Origin of the sequence: Devosia polycyclovorans (assembly GCF_042181575.1) — a bacterium.
Taxonomy (GTDB): Bacteria; Pseudomonadota; Alphaproteobacteria; order Rhizobiales; family Devosiaceae; genus Devosia; species Devosia polycyclovorans.
In genome coordinates, this window is sequence record NZ_CP170082.1 from 3,488,285 (window position 1) to 3,506,512 (window position 18,228).

An 18,228-nucleotide genomic window follows, 5' to 3' on the forward strand; every position below is an offset into this window, starting at 1 on the left:
TCAACTGGCCTTCTTGCGCGATGATGAAGAGGATGAGGGCTTTCGGCTCGCGCCCGCCTTGCTCGCGGAGGACTTGCTGGTGGACGAGGCGCTCTTCTTGCTGCCGCCTTCCAGGCTTTCCTTCAGCGCGGCCATCAAGTCGACCACGTTTTCCCCGCTCGGCCTATCTGGTGCCTCCTCTTCATTAGCGGTGATCTTGCGACCCTTCGATTTCATCTTGCGCTTGATCAGGTCTCGCAATGCGCTCTGATAGTGGTCCTTGAAGGCCCCGGCATCGAATGGAGCCGTCTTCTTTTCAATCAGCGCGGTTGCAACCTCCAGAAGATCAGCCTCTGCTTTTTTGCCGGAAACTTGTGCGAAGAAGGGATCGGCTTTGCGGATCTCATCCTCGTAGTGCAACGTCTCCAGCATCAACCCAGTCCCTGAGGGCTTGATGGCTGCCAGATACTCCTTGCCGCGCATCGAAAGCTGACCAAGTCCGATCTTCTCGGTCTGGCGCAACGCATCACGGATGACGCGAAAAGCGTCCTCTGCCAGCTCGTCGGAAGGCACCACGAAATAGGACTTGTCATAATAGATCGGGTCGATCTCGCACGCGCCGACGAACTGGGTGAGTTCTAGCGTCTTGCGGGTTTCTAGCCTGACGGCATCGATCTCTTCGTTCGTGAGCAGAACATAGTCGCCCTTCTCATATTCGAACCCCTTGATGATCTCGTCTTTGTCCACCGGCCCGACCCCCGCCACGACTTTTTCGTAGTGAATGGGCTTGCCGGTGGGCTCGTGAATTTGCCGGAAGCTTGGCTTGGCTCCCGAGCGCGCGGCACTGAACAGTTCCACGGGAATGGCAACCAACGACAGGCGTAACTGGCCTTTCCAGACCGGACGTGAGGCGGGCATGGCTTGGTCCTGATGACAGATTTGTTGTCCACTCAACGCCGCAATTGGCTCGCCGTTCCGGCCAACCGAGGTCGCTGAGGGAACGCTTTGGCACCTCCCGCCATTTTCAGCGCGACCCAGAGGCAATCATGAGAATGGCAAGACAGGTGCTCGACCGCGCAAGGACCGATGAAATTGGACCAGCCCCAACGCTCGCTTATTCCTCCGATGCGGAACCCGGCTGGCGCCGGCTGAAGCGGGGCAGCGGCTTCATCTACGTCGGCGACGACGGTACCCGGCCCGAGCCTTCCGAACTCAAGCGTATCAGCGCGCTGGCCATTCCGCCGGCCTGGACCGACGTCTGGATATGCAGGGACGCCAGCGGCCACATCCAGGCCACGGGACGAGACGAAAAGGGTCGCAAGCAGTATCGCTATCACGCCCAATGGACCGAGCATCGCAGCACCACCAAATTTGACACGCTGCTCGACTTTTCCAAGGCCTTGCCAGGGCTACGCCAGCAGGTTCAGGTTGATTTGCGCCGTCGCAGCTTCAACTATGAACGGGTCGTGGCCTCTGTGGTCTGGTTGCTGGATCACAGCCTGATCCGTATCGGCAATCCTGCCTATGTGCGGCAGAACAAAAGCTTCGGGTTGACCACATTGCGCAATCGGCACGTCGACATCACCGGCGCTACGCTGCATTTCCACTTCAAGGGTAAATCCGGAAAGCAGTGGCGTCTGCAACTGACGGATCGCAGGATCGCAAAACTCGTCCGGTCGCTGCAGGACATGCCTGGTCAGCACCTATTCCAGTATCAGGCTGAGAACGGAAATTGTGCGATCACCTCGCGTGACGTCAACGATTACATCGCTGCCTTCGCCGGCCCGGCGTTCACCTCCAAGCACTTTCGCACCTGGGCAGCGACTGTCCGTGCCTTCGGGATTTTTTCGGACACCGAGGTCCCGGAGAGCAAGAGCGCGCGGACGCGCACCATCAATCAGGTTTTGGATCAGGTGGCGGCGCGCCTGGGAAACACCCGCACAGTGTGCCGGCAATGCTACGTCCATCCCGCCATCGCCCTAGCTTGGCAGGAGGACGGTCTCCGCCGCTCAGGGCGGCTGAAGCCGATTGAAGGGCTCGACGAAGATGAGATTGAAACCGCGGCATTCTTGAGGCGCACCGGGCGTTAAGGGCGAAATCAGTTCGGAACTGTGGCTGGATCAGGGCGTTGCATGACATAGCACGCTATTGGAGGGAAGCATGACCGAGCACGCATTGCCGCGCCAAGACCACAAGGGACTCGGCTTCTGGTGGACCATGTTTGTCGGGGTTGTGTTGCTTGTCTTTGGCCTGCCCATTGCGGCAGGCGGCCTTTGGCTGATCACCCTGGGCGGGTCCTGGTATTACCTGCCAGCAGGCATCGGTCTGCTGCTGACGGCCTGGTTCCTGTTCCGCCGCGATATCACCGCCATAGGCATTTATCTACTGACCTGGCTGGGCACGCTGATCTGGGCACTGTGGGAAGCCGGGTTTGATGGGTGGGCCCAGGTGCCGCGCCTTCTGGCCCCAACCATAGTTCTCATTCTTGTCTTGACCACCCTGCCCGTGCTCCGCGGGTCGGTGCGCCGCTTCGGCACTGGCGCCGTGGCCGCCATCGTGACCTTTGCCGGCGCGGTGGGCGCCATCGGCATAGCCAATCAGGGCATAGAGAGCACAATCGCCCAGGAGGTCGAAGAGCCACTGGCTCAGCCCGACACTCCCGAAGCGCCTGTCGTGACAGAGCCGACTGAACTGCCCCCCATCACACCGGCCGAGGAGCCGGCGCCGGTCGCTCCTGCGAACACAGATGGGACGGCGGAAGGCGCACCACTTGAGGCTGGCGAAGAAGAACTGGCCGATACCGAGGCTTCTCAGCCTGAGGAAACCGGCCCCACCTATGTTGCGCTGGAGACCGGCGTCGACTGGCCGGCCTATGGCGGCACGCACCGCGCCATGCGCTATTCGCCGCTTGACCAGATCACGCCGAACAATGTGGGGCAGCTTGAAAAGATTTGGGAATTCCGTACCGGCGACATGCCGGAAGGCGATGAACCGTTCGGCAACCAGAATACGCCGGTGAAGGTGGGTGATCGGCTCTATCTGTGCTCGGCGACCAACCATATCAGCGCTCTTGATGCGGCCACAGGCGCCGAATTCTGGACCTACGATCCAGAAGTTTCGACCGACAATGTGGGCTATAACGCCTCATGCCGGGGCCTTGTCTATTTCGAGGACCCGACCGCCGAGCGTGACGAAATCTGTGCCACCCGTACGGTGAACCTCACCCACGATGCGCGCATGATCGCGCTCGACACCGAGACCGGCCAGTTGTGCCCCGATTTCGGTAATGGTGGCATGGTGAACCTGCTTGAAGGCATTGGTGATACCGCGCCGGGCTTTTATGCGCCGACGTCTCCCCCAACCCTGGTGCGCGACGTGCTGGTGGTGGGCAGCCAGGTCAGCGACAACCAGCAGCGGACTGCCCCGTCCGGCGTCATCCGCGGCTACAACGCCGTCACCGGCGAGCTGGAATGGGCATGGGATATGAACCGCCCAGGCGAAAATGGTCTGCCGCCGGAAGGTGAAATCTATTCGCCCGGCACGCCCAATATGTGGACCATTGCCTCGGGCGACGACGAGCTCGGCATGGTCTATTTGCCCATGGGCAATTCGGCCGTCGATTATTGGGGCGGCACGCGCTCGGAACAGGAGAATACCTATTCCACCGCCATCGTCGCGCTGGATGTGGAGACCGGCGAAGTCGCCTGGCACTACCAGACCGTGCATTACGATGTGTGGGATTACGACCTGGGCGGCCAAGGCACGCTGGTGGATTTCCCCACTGACGAGGGCCCCGTCCCGGCCATCATCATGCCCTCCAAGCAGGCCCAGTTCTATATCCTCAATCGCGAGACCGGCGAGCCGCTGGTCAATATCGAAGAGCGCCCGGCCCCGCAGGGTGGCGTCGAGCCAGAGCGCCTGTCGCCCACCCAGCCCTATGTCACCGACTTCCCGAGCCTCTTGAAGCCCGACATCACCGAGGCCGATATGTGGGGCGCCACGCCGCTCGACCAGCTCTGGTGCCGTATCCAGTACCGCCAGGCAGAATATAACGGCGTCTACACGCCACCGACAGTCGAGAAACCCTGGATCCAGTTCCCCGGCTACAATGGCGGCTCTGACTGGGGCGGTATTGCGGTGGATCCGGTGAAGGGCATCCTCATCGCCAACTACAACAACATGCCCAATTACAACCAGTTGATCCCGCGCGAAGAGGTCGACGAGATGGGCATCTATTCCATCGCCGACCCCAATTACGATCCATCCGCCAGCTCGGGTTCGCATGGCTCGGTCAGCCCACAGGCCGAAGCGCCCTATGGCATTCGGGTCAATGCTGGCTGGCGGGTGCCGTTTACTGGAATGCTGTGCAAGGAGCCGCCCTATGGCGGGATCGCGGCCATCGACCTGAACACCCGCGAGGTGCTGTGGGATCGCCCCTTCGGCACTGCCCGCAAGAACGGTCCGTTCGGCATTCCCTCCATGCTGCCCTTCGATATCGGTACGCCCAATAACGCAGGCGGCTTCATCACCGCCTCGGGCCTGTTCTTCATCGGTGCTGCCACCGACGATCTGTTCCGTGCCATCGATATCGAAACCGGCGAAAGGGTCTGGGAGGTCGAATTGCCCGCCGGCGGCCAGGCAACCCCCATGACCTATGAGTCCCAGGGGCGGCAGATCGTCGTCATCAATGCCGGCGGCCATGATTTCATGGAGACGCCCATAGGCGACTACTTCATCGCCTATGCCCTGCCCGAGAGTGCGACAGGCCAAAGCGAGGACGACGAGATGCCCTAGGGCGCAACGCACCGGGACACCGCCCGGCCACAAGGCGAGGCGGTGTCGGCACAACCCCCAACAACCGGAACGGAAATGGACCCAGCGTCAGCCTTTTCCTTTGACATGAGCTATTGCGGATTGCCACCGACCCCGGAGACGCTCCTGGGCCGGTGGAATTTTGAGCCGATCCTGCTCATAGTCCTCGCCCTCTCGGCTCTGGCCGGCTTTGTACTCCTGCACCAAGCGGGGCGACGACGCCAACTGGCCTTTGCCAGTGCGTGGCTGCTGGCGGTGCTCCTTTTCGTCTCGCCCGTCTGCGCTCTGAGCGTGGCGCTGTTTTCGGTGCGCGTCGGCCACCATATCGTTCTGACCATGGCGCTGGCGCCGCTGCTGGCGCTGACCCTGCCCGCGCGTTGGGGTGCCCATGCCAGCTCGCTGCCGCCATTGGTGATCTCGACCCTTACGCTCTGGCTCTGGCATGCGCCCGATTTCTATACAGCCGCATTTACCCATCCGGCGCTCTATTGGCTCATGCAGGTAAGCCTGATAGGCAGCTTCACCTGGCTGTGGCTCGGCCTGTTGCGCAGCCATGCCGCGATGGCCGCAGGCATCTCCGCCTTGTCCAGCACCATTCAGATGGGATTGCTCGGCGCGCTGCTGGTGTTTGCACCCAGCCCGCTCTATTTGCCGCATCTGGGCAGCACCCTGGCATTCGGCCTGTCGCCGCTGGAGGACCAGCAACTGGCCGGGCTCATCATGTGGGTGCCGGCCAATCTGCCGCTCCTGGTACTGGTGCTCTGGCGCCTGGCGCAAGCGCTGCGGTCAGAGCAGGCGGTGGCTGAATGAGCCTCGCTTTGCTTGTCACCTGGCTCAAATTTGTCCATGTCGCGACCATAGCCGGATGGTCCGCCGGACTGATCGCCCTGCCCTTTCTTTACCGCCAGCGCCGGGGACTTGAGGGGCAGCCGCTGTACCGGCTGCATGCCTTTACCCGCTTTCTCTACGTGGCGCTGGTGTCGCCCACCGCGTTTGCCGCCATCGCCTCAGGCACGGCGCTGATCCTGCTGCAGGGAACCTATGAGAACTGGTTTTCGGCCAAGCTGGTCGGGGTCTCCGTGCTGACCGGCGTTCACATTTTTTCCGGGCTGCTGATCCTCAGGCTGTTCGAGCCGGACGGGGTCTATCCGCTCGGACGCTTCATTCTCATTCTAACAGTGACCCTTTCGGCCATCGCCGCGATCCTGGTGCTGGTCCTTGGCAAACCCGATATCGAATGGCCGACTGTCCTCGCGCGCTTTTTTGCACCTGGCGCGCTGTCAGAACTGGCCGGCCAGATTATTGGCGTGACGAAATGATGAGGCCGACGCCATGATCGAACACCAGCTTGCCGCCATGCCAGCCTGCAAAGCCGGCCGCCATGGTCGCCAAAACCGAGAGCATCAACCCGCTGGGCAGAACCATCTCGGGCCAATAGATGCGCAAGCCGGCGTTTGCCCCGACAATCGCGAGCATCACCATGGCCGCGATGGCATGGTTCCAGCTCGCAACCCGCACGCGAATGCCGGGCACGGCCAGCAGTTCAAGCGTACCGACAATGGCCGCGAGCACGCCGAAGGCAAAAGCCGCGCCGGCGGCCCATTTACCGACCTCGAGCCAGAACGGATCGGCGTTCCACCAATAGAAAATGTCGACACCCAGCGTGGCAACGACGAAGGCGATGGGGAAATGCACCAGCATGGCATGGATAGGATGCCCGGCCACTGCGATCGTGGATCCGATGTCCTTGTTGGCAACGGCGCGAATGGCCGGATTGGGATGGTTCGACCGAGCCTCAGGCGGGGTCTCCTCGTCGCGGATTTCGCTTTCCTCGTCCTCGCGCGGAATATCGGTCATCTGCTGCACCCCTTTTTCAAACCCGTTGCACTTGGTGCAACGCCGCTGCTGCTGGCCGGTTGCACGGGTGCGTTGTCCACCCTCGATCCGGCCGGTCCTCGCGCCGGTAATCTGGCAACGCTGTGGTGGGTGATGTTTTTCGGCTCAACCCTGTTGTTCGCGCTGGTCATTGCGCTGTTCGCTCTGACCTATCTGCGCCCGGCATGGGTCTCGCGTGTCACACCGATGCAATGGATTATCGGGGGCGGGCTCGTCCTGCCCATCCCGGTGCTGATCTTGCTCACCGGCACGGCACTGGTGCTGGGTGAGCAATTGCTGCCCCGGGGCGACGCACCGCTGCGCTTTGGTGCTCATGCTGAACGTTGGCAGTGGAATTTTACCTATCCCGACGGTCGAGAAATGAACGACGAAGTCCTGCATATCCCCGCCGGACAGCCCGTCGATGTGGCCGTGACCTCTCAGGACGTGATCCATGCCTTCTGGGTCCCCAGGCTGGGGGGCAAGATCGACGCCATTCCGGGCCATCAGAACCTCATCCGCCTCGAAGCTGATGAACCTGGCACCTATCAGGGGCAATGTGCCGAATATTGCGGACCGGGCCATGATGGCATGTGGTTCCGCATCGAGGCGCACACGGCCGAGGACTTCACGGCCCTGATGGAGGGCGGCCAATGAGCCAGACGCCATCTCCCCTCGGTTTGCACAAGCAGCTCGACGCCATCTGGCGTACCCCGCCGGGGCTCGCTCGCCTCTCCAGCGTCAATCACACCATACTGGGCAAGCGGTTCATGGCGCTGGCGCTGTTCTTCTTTGGCGTGGGCGGGGTGCTGTCCATGCTGATCCGGGCGCAATTGGCGACCCCGGACAGTGCCTTTCTTGGCCCCGAAATCTACAACCAGATCTTCACCATGCATGGGACGGTGATGATGTTCCTGTTCGCCATTCCCATGCTCGAAGGCTTCGCGATCTATATGCTGCCCAAGCTGTTGGGTGCGCGCGACCTCGCCTTCCCCCGGCTCACCGCCTATGGCTTCTGGTGCTATCTGTTCGGCGGATCGATTCTGATCGTGGCCATGCTCGTGGGGGTGGCGCCCGATAGCGGCTGGTTCATGTATACGCCGCTCTCCTCCAAACCCTATACCCCGGGCATCAATGCCGATGTCTGGCTATTGGGCATCACCTTTGTCGAAATCTCGGCGGTGACAGCGGCGGTCGAGATCTTCGTCACCATTCTCAAAATGCGGGCGCCGGGCATGTCGCTCACCCGCATGCCGCTGTTCGCCTGGTACATGCTGGTGACGGCCGGCATGATGATCATCGGCTTTCCGCCACTGATCCTGGGCTCGATCCTGCTCGAACTCGAACGGGCTTTCGACCTGCCGTTCTTCGATCCAACGCGGGGCGGCGATCCGCTGCTCTGGCAGCACCTGTTCTGGCTGTTCGGTCACCCGGAGGTCTACATCATCTTCCTGCCCGCCGCCGGCGTGCTGACCACGATCATTCCGGTCTTCGCGCAACGCCCCATATTGGGCTACCGTGCCATTATCGCGGCGCTTGTTGCGATGGCCTTTCTCAGCTTCGGGCTCTGGGTGCACCACATGTTCACGGTGGGTATTCCGCATCTGGCGCTGGCGTTCTTCTCGGCCGCAAGCGCCCTGGTGGCGATCCCTACAGCGGTGCAAATCTTTGCCTGGATCGGCACACTGGCCTCCGGCAAGCCGCGCTGGGACATCCCCATGCTCTACGTCGCCGGTTTTTTCGTCGTCTTCGTCATCGGCGGGCTGACCGGGGTGATGCTGGCCATGGTGCCGTTCAACACCCAGGCCCATGACAGCTATTTCGTGGTGGCGCATCTGCATTATGTACTGGTGGGCGGTTTCGTCTTTCCCATGCTGGCCGCGATCTATTACTGGCTGCCGCATATCTCGGGCCGGCAAAGCCTTTATCGCCTCTCAATCCCGGCCTTCTGGCTGATCCTGATCGGCTTCAACCTCACCTTTTTCCTGATGCACCTGACCGGCTTGATGGGCATGCCGCGCCGCATTTCTACCTATCCCTCCAACTGGGGCTGGGACTGGCTCAACCTGCTCTCCTCGGTGGGTGGCTTTATTCTCACCATGGGCTTTGCGCTGGTGCTGGCGGACATGGTGCTGCAATTTCGTTTTGGCGCCCGCTTCCGGCGCGATCCCTGGCGCGCCGGGACGCTGGAATGGGCCACGGCAACCCCGCCGCCGAGCTATAATTTTGCCGCCATTCCGCATATCGAGACGCGGGCCGACCAGTTGCGGCCGGCACTTGCCGGCCCGGCACTGGCGGGCGGGCAAGGCTATCTCGGCTTTGTCCATAGGGGCGAGCAGGAAACCCTTGGGGTCAACATGGTCACCGGCGAGGTCGAGCATCTGATCACCCTGCCGCGCCAATCCTACCTGCCGCTATGGACGGCGCTGGCGACGGCGAGCTTTTTCCTCGCGTTGCTGTTCAAGCTTTACTGGCTGGCGCCCCTTGGCGCCCTGGTCACGCTTGGTCTGTTTCTCGTCTGGCCTCGCGGCCTGGGCACAAGGCAGGATCGAGGACCCCTTGATATTGGACGCGGCATCTCCGTTCCGCCCGATATGGAAGTTCACGACAATGTCACGATCCTCGCTAATCGCACCGCCCTGGCGATGAACGCAACGCTGTTCGCCTCGCTGCTCTTTGGCGGACTATTCCTGCTCGTGGTCGCGCCTAATTGGCAGGACTCCAGTGCGGCGCAGGTCCCGCTATGGGTTGGCGCTGTGATCACCCTGGCCACCTTGTCCGGCGCCATGTTCGCGGCACGCGCCAGACACGACAATGCGCGTGGCAGACCTGCCAGTTCCGGCCTGATCCTGGCAATCCTGGTTCAGATGATCGCCATGGCTTCGATCATTGCCGCCATGTTCTGGCTTGGCGATCCGACAGGCCATGCCCGCCGGGCCGTACCCTTTGTGGCCCTGAGTTATGCGGGCTTGCATTGCGGACTGGGGGCCGTCATCTCGGCGCATGCGCTTTGGCGCCTTGCCAAGGGCTATGTGTCCGCGCGCCGCCGGACCGAGATGGTGCTGGCCGCCCTCTGGAACGCCTATGCCGCAGGTACCGTCATACTGTCCTTGGGCCTCACCGGCATTCTCGGTCTGGGAGGCGCAACGTCGTGACCTTCACTCTCTCCCACCCGCTGGTGCGGCTGATTGCTGGCTTTGTCGTCTGGTCCGTGGCCTTCATCGTACTCTATGCCGCCCAGGCGCTGGGCTGTGCCTATGACTGGGGCGATTGGCACCGGCCCATCCTTTGGCTGCTCTACCTGCTCGCCATTGCCCCCTTGGTCTGGCTGGCCCTGCCCGGCAACAGCCACGATCACCAGGGCACGCTGTCCACGGCAGCGCTCTGGGCCAATCGCGCTGCTTTGCTGGCAGCAATACTCGTCTTCCTGCCGGTGAGCTTTGTGAGCCTCTGCACCTGAGGAGCCAGGCAAGGCAACCAGTTCCACCTGCTAGAGGGCGCAACCGGGTCATTTCCTCTCTCAGGCAAGTTCGTTCCACCGGGCTATTGTGGCCCGGCACTGTTGTGGCTAAGCCTTGCCGGAAGGGAGGACACCATGGCCAGCAGCGAACTATATGAGATCATCGATCCGCGTTTTGCCCGCAAGATCGTGGGCAGTGCGCAATTGGAGGAGCTCCATGGCGGTTGCCGCTGGACCGAAGGGCCGGTGTGGTTTTCCGACCACGATTGCCTCTATTTCTCCGACATCCCCAATCAGCGCGTGCTGCGCTATCTGGCGCGCGACAATTCGGTTAGTATCTATGCTGAGCCGTCCAATTTCGCCAATGGCCACACACGCGACCGGCAGGGGCGCCTGATTTCGTGCGAACATGGGCCGCGTCGGGTTACGCGGACCGAGATCGATGGCACGATCACTGTGCTGGCGGACAGTTATGAAGGCAAAAGACTCAATTCACCCAATGATGTGGTGGTGAAATCGGATGGGTCGATCTGGTTCACCGACCCGACCTACGGCATCCTCTCGGACTACGAGGGATACAAGTCTGCGCCCGAGCAGCCGGTGCACGGGGTCTATCGGATCGATGGGGAGACCGGCGACATCAGGTTAATGATTGGGGACTTCGTGCAGCCCAACGGGCTAGCCTTTTCGCCCGATGAGAGCCGACTTTATGTGGCAGATTCCGGTGCCAGCCACGACCCGGATGTGCCGCGGCAAATTCGTGCCTTCGCTGTCGAGAATGGGGGGATGTCGCTGCGCGACGAGGGGCCGTTCGCGGTGATCGATAATGGCATTCCTGATGGCTTCCGCGTCGATACGGACGGCTGGGTCTGGTGTTCTGCTGCTGACGGGGTGCATGTATTCGATGTCGCCGGAAAGCTTTGCGGCAAGATACGCGTCCCGCAGCGCGTCTCGAACCTGGCCTTCGGCGGCCCGCGGCGGAACCGGCTGTTCATCACCGCCACGGGCTCGCTCTATGCCATCTATGTCACTGCGACAGGTGCGCAGACCCCTTAGAGCCCCGGCCAATGGCAGCGCCGAGCAACCGGTCGGCCGAGAGGGTGCCGCCGCCATAGACGAGCAACGCCAGGGCCATGGCAAACCAGGGCAGGTGGAAATTGATCAGGCCATCGGGCACGGTAAGCTGGATGATGACGGTCATGGCCAGAATGCCCAGCGCGGCGAAGCGTGTGCCAAGCCCCAGAACCAAATGGATGGGCAGGATGATCTCGCCAAGCCCGGCCAGAAAGGCCATGGCGAGCGGCGCAGGATAGGGGAAGGCCTGACCGAAGAGGTGCAGCTTGAACTCCTGCTCGAAGAGATAGCGGGCACCGGTCGAGAGATTGAGAAGGCCGTCCCATTTCGTTAGGCCCGAACGCCAGAACGGAATGGCCAGCACGATGCGCAAGGCCAGCAGTGGCAAGGCGGCCGGGATGGCGCCGAGACCCGCATCGAGACGGTTCCAGAGGGCAATGGCGCGATCAAACATCAGCTTGCTCCTTGGTCAGGGCCGCAAAGGCGCCCAGTCCGGCCAGCCCCACCAGCGCGGCGCCGGGATCAAAATCAGGAAAATCGGTCAGGGCGGCTGCGGCCGCCTGGCCCAAAGACAGGCCCTGCCCTATCGCCTTGAGGAATGCAAAGGCGGCGGGTGGAATGATGGTGAGGCGAATGTCGGCCTCTGGCCGCGTGAGTAGCACGCATTCGCTGCCCGATAATGCCGGAATGCTGACCGGCGTAGTCTGATGGGCAGACCAAAGCGAGCCGACCGGAAAGCCAGAGCGCACCAGGCGCGTGGACGGCGCCAGTGTCAGATCAAGCGCGGCCAGCGCATCACCGCCAATCGTGCTCAGATCGGCCGGGGCAAGGACATCGGCATCGGCCGCATTGTAGGCGTCGGTCCAGGCCGCCTCGAGCCGGGCCAGATCGGATAGATAGGGCAATCCCGAAGCGGGCGGAAACTGCGCCACGAAATCGGGGAAGCTGTCGCCATAGTGGATAAGAACCGGACCCTTGGGCTTGGTCTGCCCAACATAGAGCCGTGCCATGCCGGCAAAGAACTCTTCCCCGACAAGTTGGCGGGTCACCGGGAAGCGGGCCGCAAGGGCACCAACCAGGCCGACATGGACATTGTTGCGATAGACCGCGAAACGTTTGCTATCCACACTGCCGCGTGGCGAGACCAGTCCCGCCGGTACCGGCTGAGCGGGATCGGTCAATGCCCGGGTGAACTGGCTCTGACTGGTCACGATGCCAGTCTCCGGTTCAACGTGCCATCGAGCACCTCATCAACCAGGCGGACTTCGTCCATCAGCACGTCAAAGGTGGGGACATTGTTGTCCCACTCAATGAGCGTGGGCAGTGCGCCGGTACGGGTTATAGTGTGACGGTAAAGCTCGAATACGTCGGGGCGGACGCGGCTGCCATGCGCGTCGATCAACAGGCGCTCGCCGGCATCGTCGGTGGTTTCATCATAGCCGGCGAGGTGAATTTCGCCCACGTGGTGCACGGGAAAACGGTCAATGTAAGCAACGGGGTCGAGCCGGTGATTCACCGCCGAGACCATGACATTGTTGACGTCGAGCAGCAGGCCGCAACCTGTGCGGCGGGCGATGCCGTCGAGGAAATCGACCTCGTCAATGGTGCTTTCTTCAAACAGCACATAGGTGGAAGGGTTTTCGAGCAGCATGCGGCGGCCAAGGGCCTGTTGCACCTGATCGACATGGGCTACAACCCGATCCAGGGTCTGGGGCGTATATGGCACTGGCAAAAGATCGTTGAGATAGCCTTCATCGTGACTGGACCAAGCCAGGTGCTCGGAAAACGAGGCGGGTTGATAGCGCTCTACCAGGGCGTGGAGGCGATCAAGGTGGTCGCGATCCAGCGGCCGCTCGCCACCAATCGACAGGCCCACGCCGTGCAGGGAGAGCGGATAGTTCTCGCAAATCGCGCTCAGATAGCGGTGCGGCGGACCGCCCTCGCCCATATAGTTCTCCGCATGGACCTCGAAGAAACCGAGATCGGGCTTGTCGGCGATGATCTGGGCGTAGTGCTGGGGCTTGAGACCCAATCCCGGTCGGGACGGCAGCGTATCAAATGGCATGGTGACCTCCCTATGTGAAAGGCGGGAGGCCCAGCGAGCCTCCCGTTTGCAGCGATCAGCTTGCCATGGGGAGGTCGCGATCAAGCGGCTCAAGCGAGCCCATGCGATCGCCTTCGACCGACATGGTTTCGCAGGTGCCGGCGGGCACGGCTTTCCAGGCATTGCCCTGGTAGTCGACGGTGGAGGTGCCGGCGCAGGTGGTGCCAGGGCCGGCGGCGCAGTCATTGGCACCGGCAAGGGCAACGCCATAGCACTTTTCGGTCGCTGCCATGGCGTCGCCGCCCATGGCATCCTGGGCAACCGCGGTGCCCCCGAGGGCAGCGGTCAACGAAGCGGCGAGAGCGAAGGTGGACAGACGGTTCATTGGGTTTCTCCTCTTTGGGAACCTTTTGAGGTTCCGACACAAGGACATTCGCAGTCAGTGCAGAGGAGTTACACGTTCACGCGCTCGTGAACGCAAAAAACCGACGCCAGGAAACCGGCGCCGGCCTTGCAATCATTTGGTCATTGAAAAAAGCGGTATCCGGATCAGATCCAGTAGGGGGTCACGCCATAATAGTCATAGACGCGGCGCCCATTCTCGGCCGTCCAGAAATTGTCGTCCTCGCCCTCATAGCGCGGGGCGCCTTCAAGCTGATCCTTGGTGATATCGACGCGATAGCCGCCGAGGGTCTCATCGTAGTCCAGCTTGGACCAGGGGAGTGGATAGTGGTCGTGGCCAATACCCAAAAAGCCGCCAAAGCTGAGGACGGCGTAAGAAACCTTGCCGCCACGCTTCTCGACCAGGATGCGTTCGATGGAACCGATATGCTCACCATTGGGGTCATAGACCTTGGTGCCCTCAACCTTGTCCGAAGCGATCAGATCGTGCGTTTCCTTGACGTCGGCTGTGTCCACACGGTTGTCATCATAGGCCATTTCATCCTCCTTGATTGGGGTGTGGAGGCAGAACGCGATGAGCTCGAGCTGGTTTCGCGAGAACTAAAAATGTGATCAGGCGACCAGGCGCGGCCGCGACCTGGGGCGCGGGCCATGCTCGGCCAGATAGGCGATGAAGGGATTGATCATCAACGGGCGGGATATGCCGTAGCCTTGAGCGAAATCGACCAGGTTCGTGGCCTTGAGGGCTTCCAGGCGCTCATCTGTTTCAACCCCCTCCACCACCAGCGACCGGCCCGACGCCTGCACCAGATCGATGGCATGGGTCAGCATGGTGGCCATGACCGAATGGTCTGGCGCCATGGCAAACGACCGGTCGAGCTTAACCCCGTCGATCGAAAGGGCAGCGAGATTGTGCATGGAAGAGTAACCGGCGCCGAAGTCGTCGATATAGACCTTGATCCCGGCTGCGCGCAGCCGCTCGATTTCGACCTGTGCGGTTTCCGGGCTGATTTCGGCGGTTTCCACAATTTCGACCACGACGTCGAACGGCGTGCCCTCGGCCAGGAAGGGGGCAAAGACCGGCACCAGTCGGGCGGCATCGAGATCTTGCGGGAAGATATTGAAATTGACCTGCAGGCGCACACCGTTGGGGAGGTGAGCGGTCAGGTCCGCATAGGCATAGGCCACCACAATGGCAGTGAAGCGCTCGGTCAGACCATGTTTCTCAATAATCGGCAGGAACCGATCGGGCGGCACAATGGTGCCATCGATGTCGCGCCAGCGCGCGAGCACTTCGCAGCCGGTCACCAGGTTCCGCTTCAGATCGAACAGAGGCTGATAGGCGCAAACAACCGAGCCTTTGTCGAAGCGGCGAAGGAAGCGGGCCTCGAAGGACCAATAGCGCTCGATAATGGGTTGGAGATGCTGGGCTATCCAGGCGGCCAGAACGCTGGCCACCAGGAGAATGACGGCCACGGTCGCCCAGCCTGGACCGAAGAGCTGGGTCAGATAGCTGCGATTGGCGACACAGTGGATGCCGCCGGTATCACAGGCTACCTCATAGAAGACGCCCCTAAGGACGGACATAAGCGGGGGACCGCTATGTCTGGTGGCTTCATCATAGAGGCCGGCCTCGCCCTGCCGGTGCAACCAGTCATCGTCACTGAAGCGAAAAATGAGTTCCTGCTCCATCCAGCGCGGCCCGGTGGCCGGGAGAGACTGCGGTGGCACAATCATGGCCAATGAACCGCGCTGTGCCAGTATGCCCTGCATGCCATCGAGCCCGAGAAAACCCAGATCCATGTCGAACCAGAAGGCCATGTCGAAAGGGTTCTGAGCCGGAATGTCAGGCTCGCCGAGCGGCTGAGGGGTCGCGAGGCGCCCCGAATTGACGGAACACTGTACGCTGCCGCCGGGTGCGTAGAGCAGTTCGTTGATGCCATCGGGCAAGAAGGCGATGCGACGGAGTTCCTCAAGGAAAGCCGGAGAACAGGCTGGTTGTACCAAACGCCGATCCATTTCCTCGAAGGTGGAGAGAACATTGGCGCGCAGCCGCTCGAAGCCTGCCAGGCTACGTTGGGTTTCCACCCGCATGTTGAGCGAGACTTGTTCGGCGACAATCCAAGTGGCGCCGAACAGCAGCACGACAAAAGCGACCAGCCACAGGCAGATCCTGAGGCCGCGCTGATGGGTTCCGGCGATCAGAATGCCGACAAACCGGCTCATCCGAGATTTCCTCCGCGTCCCCGACTATGCGCGAAAACATCTCAAGGCCGGGTTAAATCGTTGCCTCCTGTTGTCCGACCCCACCGGAACCGGCTGGAGGTTGTCGCATTGACCTTGTGGAGGGCCGCAAAGGCCCACAACCGATTAGGGAGATGATGATGATTTTCGACACCCTGAAACAGCGCATGGGCGGAAAGGATCAGCTCACGCCGATGCAAATCGCCCATCACCCGCTATTCACCGCGCGCGACAAGATCGCCCTGCTGCATCAGCTCAAGGCCGAAGCCACAGGTGCGCCGGTTGAAGGGGCTGCTGTTGCCTATGAGCCTGAGGAGATCGACCAGGCGATCGCCGAAGTCCGTGAAGGCGTGGAAAGCGCGGTGGGCACAGAAACCGTTCTCAAAGGGGATTATTGATGGCCAGCACACGTGACAAAGACGCGCCGACCGTAGCCGCGGTGGACTATCTTGTGGATGAGAATTCGGCCAAGCTGGATGTGCCCGATGGCTCTGGGCTCAAAGTGGCCGGTGAGCACGATGCGACGGTGGGATCGACCGGACCGACCAATTGGTGGCTTTATGGCTTGTGCGCCCTGGCGATAATCATTGCCATCCTGCTGGTCATGCAGATGTTCTCTGGCGCACCGGGAACCGACATGCAGCCCGGCACGCCGACGTCTGAACCGGTTGTTGAGACACCGGCACAATAAAAAAGGCGCGATCCAGAGGACCGCGCCTTGATCGATAAAATTGAGCGCTATCAGCCGCGGATTGGCGAAAGCTGAATTTCCACGCGACGGTTCTGCGCGCGTCCGGCCTCGGTGGCATTGGACGCAATCGGCGAGGTCTCGCCCTTGCCCTCAATGTAGAAGCGACGCTGATCGATACCCTGATTGGCCAGGATGGTCGCGACGGAGACGGCGCGGCGCTGGCTGAGTGCGAGATTATAGGCGTCGTCACCCTGACTGTCGGTGTGGCCATAGACGTCAACAATGGTCTTCTCGAACTTCTTGAGCACCAGCGCAACCGAAACCAGGGTCTGGTTGAACTGTGGCTGCACCGTCGACTGATCGGTCGCAAAGGTGATGTTGGACGGCATGTTGAGGATGATCTGGTCGCCCACGCGGGTGACAGACACGCCGGTGCCCTGCAGCTGGGCACGCAGTTCGGCTTCCTGCTGATCCATGTAATTGCCGATGGCGGCGCCAGTCAGGCCCCCGACGCCTGCGCCGATCAGGGCGCCCACGCGCGGATCGCCACCTACCGCCGCGCCGACAATGGCGCCTGCCACAGCACCGCCGCCAGCACCGAGCAGGCCGCCGCCAGCGGTGTTGGAAATCCGGCTCTGGCCGGTATAGGGATCGGTGGTGGTACAGGCGCTGAGCGCCAGGGTCGCGGCAAGGGCGACGAGAACCTTCGACTTCATAGACTTCCCCCAAGTAAGGATTCGGTAATGGTGGCCTTGTGTTGCCCTTGAATAAGGCAGGAGCGTGATGAGGGAAAGAGCCTGAACCCGGGATGAACGGTTCAGGTGTGGGCCCAGCCGGCATCGACGAGGAATTGCTGACCCGTGATCATGGCGCTGTCATCCGCGGCCAGAAACAGGGCCATGCGGGCGCAGTCCTCGGGCGAGATCGCCTCAGGGATCGCCTGTTGCTGCTTGATATTGGCGAGGTCATCCGCGGAAACCCAAAGTTCGCGCTGACGTTTAGTCATCACGGCGCCCGGAACCAGGGAATTGACGCGAATGCCCGATTGCCCCAGTTCGCGGGCCATGGCGCGGGTCAAGCCGTGCGTGGCTGCCTTTGCCGTTTCGTAGACCGGGATGCCGGGCGCCATGATCATCCAGCTGATCGAGCCGTAATTGATGATGGAGCCCCGGCCCGCTTTTGCCATGCCGGGCGCCACGGCCTGAATAGCGAAAAAGGCGTGCTTGAGATTGACGGCCATGCGCTGGTCCCAATCTTCAGGCGTGACCTCATTCCACTGGTGGCGCTGGTCGTGGGCGGCGTTGTTGACCAGCACCAGCGCATCGCCATGCCTTTGCGCAAATTCGGCGATGGCGGCCTGATATGCCGGGATGTCGGTGATGTCGCAGTCTATGAAGTGAACGGTGTGCCCTGCTACATTCAACCCGGACGCGAGCGCTTTGCCGGCGTCGGCGGCGATGTCGACAAAGCCGACGCGAGCGCCCTGCCCGGCAAAGGCGCGGACCATGGCTTCGCCTATCCCCGAAGCGCCGCCTGAAATGACGACGGGGCAGTCCTTGAGGCTGGGATAGGTCGCGAAGGCGGTCATGGCTGGGTCCGGGAGGGGAAAGATGAACGCGTGTATTTATGCCGAGGTCGTGGCGCGCA

20 protein-coding genes are annotated in these 18,228 nt (G+C 61.7%); 10 read left to right on the forward strand and 10 right to left on the reverse strand.

Translation table 11 applies throughout. From position 1 onward, the window contains the following. Nucleotides 1-1,023: a Ku protein gene (locus ACE4RL_RS17380; RefSeq protein ID WP_375598354.1), complete on the reverse strand. Its 1,023-nt coding sequence runs from the start codon at nucleotides 1,021-1,023 to the stop codon at nucleotides 1-3. Between the two features lie 2 nt (nucleotides 1,024-1,025). Between ACE4RL_RS17380 and ACE4RL_RS17385 the strand changes: the two genes are divergently transcribed. The 4 genes from ACE4RL_RS17385 (at nucleotide 1,026) to ACE4RL_RS17400 (ending at nucleotide 6,110) form a co-directional block, all read left to right on the forward strand. Continuing rightward, entirely contained in the window at nucleotides 1,026-2,069 is a 1,044-nt protein-coding gene (locus ACE4RL_RS17385; RefSeq protein ID WP_375598355.1) for a DNA topoisomerase IB, read from the forward strand. Nucleotides 2,070-2,139: 70 nt separating this feature from the next. After that, the gene (locus ACE4RL_RS17390; RefSeq protein WP_375598356.1) at nucleotides 2,140-4,773 is read left to right on the forward strand and encodes a PQQ-binding-like beta-propeller repeat protein; all 2,634 of its coding nucleotides are present in this window, start codon (nucleotides 2,140-2,142) and stop codon (nucleotides 4,771-4,773) included. A gap of 75 nt (nucleotides 4,774-4,848) precedes the next feature. Further along, the gene (locus tag ACE4RL_RS17395; protein ID WP_375598357.1) at nucleotides 4,849-5,601 is read left to right on the forward strand and encodes a cytochrome c oxidase assembly protein; all 753 of its coding nucleotides are present in this window, start codon (nucleotides 4,849-4,851) and stop codon (nucleotides 5,599-5,601) included. Further along, entirely contained in the window at nucleotides 5,598-6,110 is a 513-nt protein-coding gene (locus tag ACE4RL_RS17400) for a CopD family protein (RefSeq protein ID WP_375598358.1), read from the forward strand. Before ACE4RL_RS17395 ends, ACE4RL_RS17400 begins: the two co-directional genes overlap by 4 nt. Here ACE4RL_RS17400 and ACE4RL_RS17405 read toward each other — a convergent pair. Next, nucleotides 6,091-6,648 (reverse strand): DUF2231 domain-containing protein, encoded by a 558-nt coding sequence (locus tag ACE4RL_RS17405; protein ID WP_375598359.1) that lies wholly within the window; start codon nucleotides 6,646-6,648, stop codon nucleotides 6,091-6,093. The two genes, ACE4RL_RS17400 and ACE4RL_RS17405, sit on opposite strands and share 20 nt — an antisense overlap. A gap of 72 nt (nucleotides 6,649-6,720) precedes the next feature. Between ACE4RL_RS17405 and coxB the strand changes: the two genes are divergently transcribed. The 4 genes from coxB (at nucleotide 6,721) to ACE4RL_RS17425 (ending at nucleotide 11,182) form a co-directional block, all read left to right on the forward strand. Further along, nucleotides 6,721-7,323 (forward strand): cytochrome c oxidase subunit II, encoded by a 603-nt coding sequence (coxB, locus tag ACE4RL_RS17410; protein WP_375598360.1) that lies wholly within the window; start codon nucleotides 6,721-6,723, stop codon nucleotides 7,321-7,323. Beyond that, on the forward strand, nucleotides 7,320-9,821 hold the full coding sequence (ctaD, locus tag ACE4RL_RS17415; protein ID WP_375598361.1) for a cytochrome c oxidase subunit I: 2,502 nt from the start codon (nucleotides 7,320-7,322) through the stop codon (nucleotides 9,819-9,821). Before coxB ends, ctaD begins: the two co-directional genes overlap by 4 nt. Then, nucleotides 9,818-10,126: a hypothetical protein gene (locus tag ACE4RL_RS17420; protein WP_375598362.1), complete on the forward strand. Its 309-nt coding sequence runs from the start codon at nucleotides 9,818-9,820 to the stop codon at nucleotides 10,124-10,126. The genes ctaD and ACE4RL_RS17420 overlap by 4 nt, the downstream gene beginning before the upstream one ends. Before the next feature lie 135 nt (nucleotides 10,127-10,261). Next, nucleotides 10,262-11,182: an SMP-30/gluconolactonase/LRE family protein gene (locus tag ACE4RL_RS17425; protein ID WP_375598363.1), complete on the forward strand. Its 921-nt coding sequence runs from the start codon at nucleotides 10,262-10,264 to the stop codon at nucleotides 11,180-11,182. Here ACE4RL_RS17425 and ACE4RL_RS17430 read toward each other — a convergent pair. The 6 genes from ACE4RL_RS17430 to ACE4RL_RS17455 form a co-directional block, all read right to left on the reverse strand. Further along, on the reverse strand, nucleotides 11,154-11,654 hold the full coding sequence (locus ACE4RL_RS17430) for a DoxX family protein (protein ID WP_375598364.1): 501 nt from the start codon (nucleotides 11,652-11,654) through the stop codon (nucleotides 11,154-11,156). The genes ACE4RL_RS17425 and ACE4RL_RS17430 overlap by 29 nt on opposite strands. Next, nucleotides 11,647-12,411, reverse strand: coding sequence for a DUF2063 domain-containing protein (locus ACE4RL_RS17435; RefSeq protein WP_375598365.1), 765 nt, complete (start codon nucleotides 12,409-12,411; stop codon nucleotides 11,647-11,649). Before ACE4RL_RS17435 ends, ACE4RL_RS17430 begins: the two co-directional genes overlap by 8 nt. Then, nucleotides 12,408-13,265 carry a DUF692 family multinuclear iron-containing protein gene (locus tag ACE4RL_RS17440; protein WP_375598366.1) on the reverse strand — a complete coding sequence of 286 codons (858 nt, stop codon included), beginning with the start codon at nucleotides 13,263-13,265 and terminating at the stop codon, nucleotides 12,408-12,410. The genes ACE4RL_RS17435 and ACE4RL_RS17440 overlap by 4 nt, the downstream gene beginning before the upstream one ends. 55 nt (nucleotides 13,266-13,320) lie before the next feature. Then, nucleotides 13,321-13,629 (reverse strand): DUF2282 domain-containing protein, encoded by a 309-nt coding sequence (locus ACE4RL_RS17445; protein ID WP_375598367.1) that lies wholly within the window; start codon nucleotides 13,627-13,629, stop codon nucleotides 13,321-13,323. Nucleotides 13,630-13,793: 164 nt separating this feature from the next. Beyond that, complete coding sequence (locus ACE4RL_RS17450) at nucleotides 13,794-14,183, reverse strand: PRC-barrel domain-containing protein (protein ID WP_375598368.1); 390 nt, start codon at nucleotides 14,181-14,183, stop codon at nucleotides 13,794-13,796. A 75-nt stretch (nucleotides 14,184-14,258) separates the two neighbouring features. After that, entirely contained in the window at nucleotides 14,259-15,872 is a 1,614-nt protein-coding gene (locus tag ACE4RL_RS17455) for an EAL domain-containing protein (RefSeq protein ID WP_375598369.1), read from the reverse strand. Between the two features lie 158 nt (nucleotides 15,873-16,030). Here ACE4RL_RS17455 and ACE4RL_RS17460 point away from each other — a divergent pair, with 158 nt between their 5' ends. After that, entirely contained in the window at nucleotides 16,031-16,288 is a 258-nt protein-coding gene (locus tag ACE4RL_RS17460) for a hypothetical protein (protein ID WP_375598370.1), read from the forward strand. Then, a complete protein-coding gene (locus ACE4RL_RS17465; RefSeq protein WP_375598371.1) occupies nucleotides 16,288-16,581 on the forward strand; it encodes a hypothetical protein in 294 nt (97 codons plus the stop codon). Before ACE4RL_RS17460 ends, ACE4RL_RS17465 begins: the two co-directional genes overlap by 1 nt. Before the next feature lie 50 nt (nucleotides 16,582-16,631). Here ACE4RL_RS17465 and ACE4RL_RS17470 read toward each other — a convergent pair whose 3' ends face one another. Both ACE4RL_RS17470 and ACE4RL_RS17475 read right to left on the reverse strand, forming a co-directional pair. Continuing rightward, nucleotides 16,632-17,297 (reverse strand): OmpA family protein, encoded by a 666-nt coding sequence (locus ACE4RL_RS17470; protein WP_183312656.1) that lies wholly within the window; start codon nucleotides 17,295-17,297, stop codon nucleotides 16,632-16,634. Nucleotides 17,298-17,398: 101 nt separating this feature from the next. Next, nucleotides 17,399-18,169: an SDR family NAD(P)-dependent oxidoreductase gene (locus ACE4RL_RS17475; RefSeq protein WP_375598372.1), complete on the reverse strand. Its 771-nt coding sequence runs from the start codon at nucleotides 18,167-18,169 to the stop codon at nucleotides 17,399-17,401. Nucleotides 18,170-18,228: the final 59 nt, after the last annotated feature.

Excerpts from the sequence above, each read along its gene's own strand:
- ACE4RL_RS17385 (WP_375598355.1), top strand. The coding sequence starts at position 1,026 with ATGAGAATGGCAAGACAGGTGCTCGACCGCGCAAGGACCGATGAAATT.
- ACE4RL_RS17390 (WP_375598356.1), top strand. The coding sequence starts at position 2,140 with ATGACCGAGCACGCATTGCCGCGCCAAGACCACAAGGGACTCGGCTTC.
- ACE4RL_RS17395 (WP_375598357.1), top strand. The coding sequence starts at position 4,849 with ATGGACCCAGCGTCAGCCTTTTCCTTTGACATGAGCTATTGCGGATTG.
- ACE4RL_RS17400 (WP_375598358.1), top strand. The coding sequence starts at position 5,598 with ATGAGCCTCGCTTTGCTTGTCACCTGGCTCAAATTTGTCCATGTCGCG.
- ACE4RL_RS17405 (WP_375598359.1), bottom strand. The coding sequence starts at position 6,648 with ATGACCGATATTCCGCGCGAGGACGAGGAAAGCGAAATCCGCGACGAG.
- ctaD (WP_375598361.1), top strand. The coding sequence starts at position 7,320 with ATGAGCCAGACGCCATCTCCCCTCGGTTTGCACAAGCAGCTCGACGCC.
- ACE4RL_RS17425 (WP_375598363.1), top strand. The coding sequence starts at position 10,262 with ATGGCCAGCAGCGAACTATATGAGATCATCGATCCGCGTTTTGCCCGC.
- ACE4RL_RS17430 (WP_375598364.1), bottom strand. The coding sequence starts at position 11,654 with ATGTTTGATCGCGCCATTGCCCTCTGGAACCGTCTCGATGCGGGTCTC.
- ACE4RL_RS17440 (WP_375598366.1), bottom strand. The coding sequence starts at position 13,265 with ATGCCATTTGATACGCTGCCGTCCCGACCGGGATTGGGTCTCAAGCCC.
- ACE4RL_RS17445 (WP_375598367.1), bottom strand. The coding sequence starts at position 13,629 with ATGAACCGTCTGTCCACCTTCGCTCTCGCCGCTTCGTTGACCGCTGCC.
- ACE4RL_RS17450 (WP_375598368.1), bottom strand. The coding sequence starts at position 14,183 with ATGGCCTATGATGACAACCGTGTGGACACAGCCGACGTCAAGGAAACG.
- ACE4RL_RS17455 (WP_375598369.1), bottom strand. The coding sequence starts at position 15,872 with ATGAGCCGGTTTGTCGGCATTCTGATCGCCGGAACCCATCAGCGCGGC.
- ACE4RL_RS17460 (WP_375598370.1), top strand. The coding sequence starts at position 16,031 with ATGATTTTCGACACCCTGAAACAGCGCATGGGCGGAAAGGATCAGCTC.
- ACE4RL_RS17465 (WP_375598371.1), top strand. The coding sequence starts at position 16,288 with ATGGCCAGCACACGTGACAAAGACGCGCCGACCGTAGCCGCGGTGGAC.
- ACE4RL_RS17470 (WP_183312656.1), bottom strand. The coding sequence starts at position 17,297 with ATGAAGTCGAAGGTTCTCGTCGCCCTTGCCGCGACCCTGGCGCTCAGC.
- ACE4RL_RS17475 (WP_375598372.1), bottom strand. The coding sequence starts at position 18,169 with ATGACCGCCTTCGCGACCTATCCCAGCCTCAAGGACTGCCCCGTCGTC.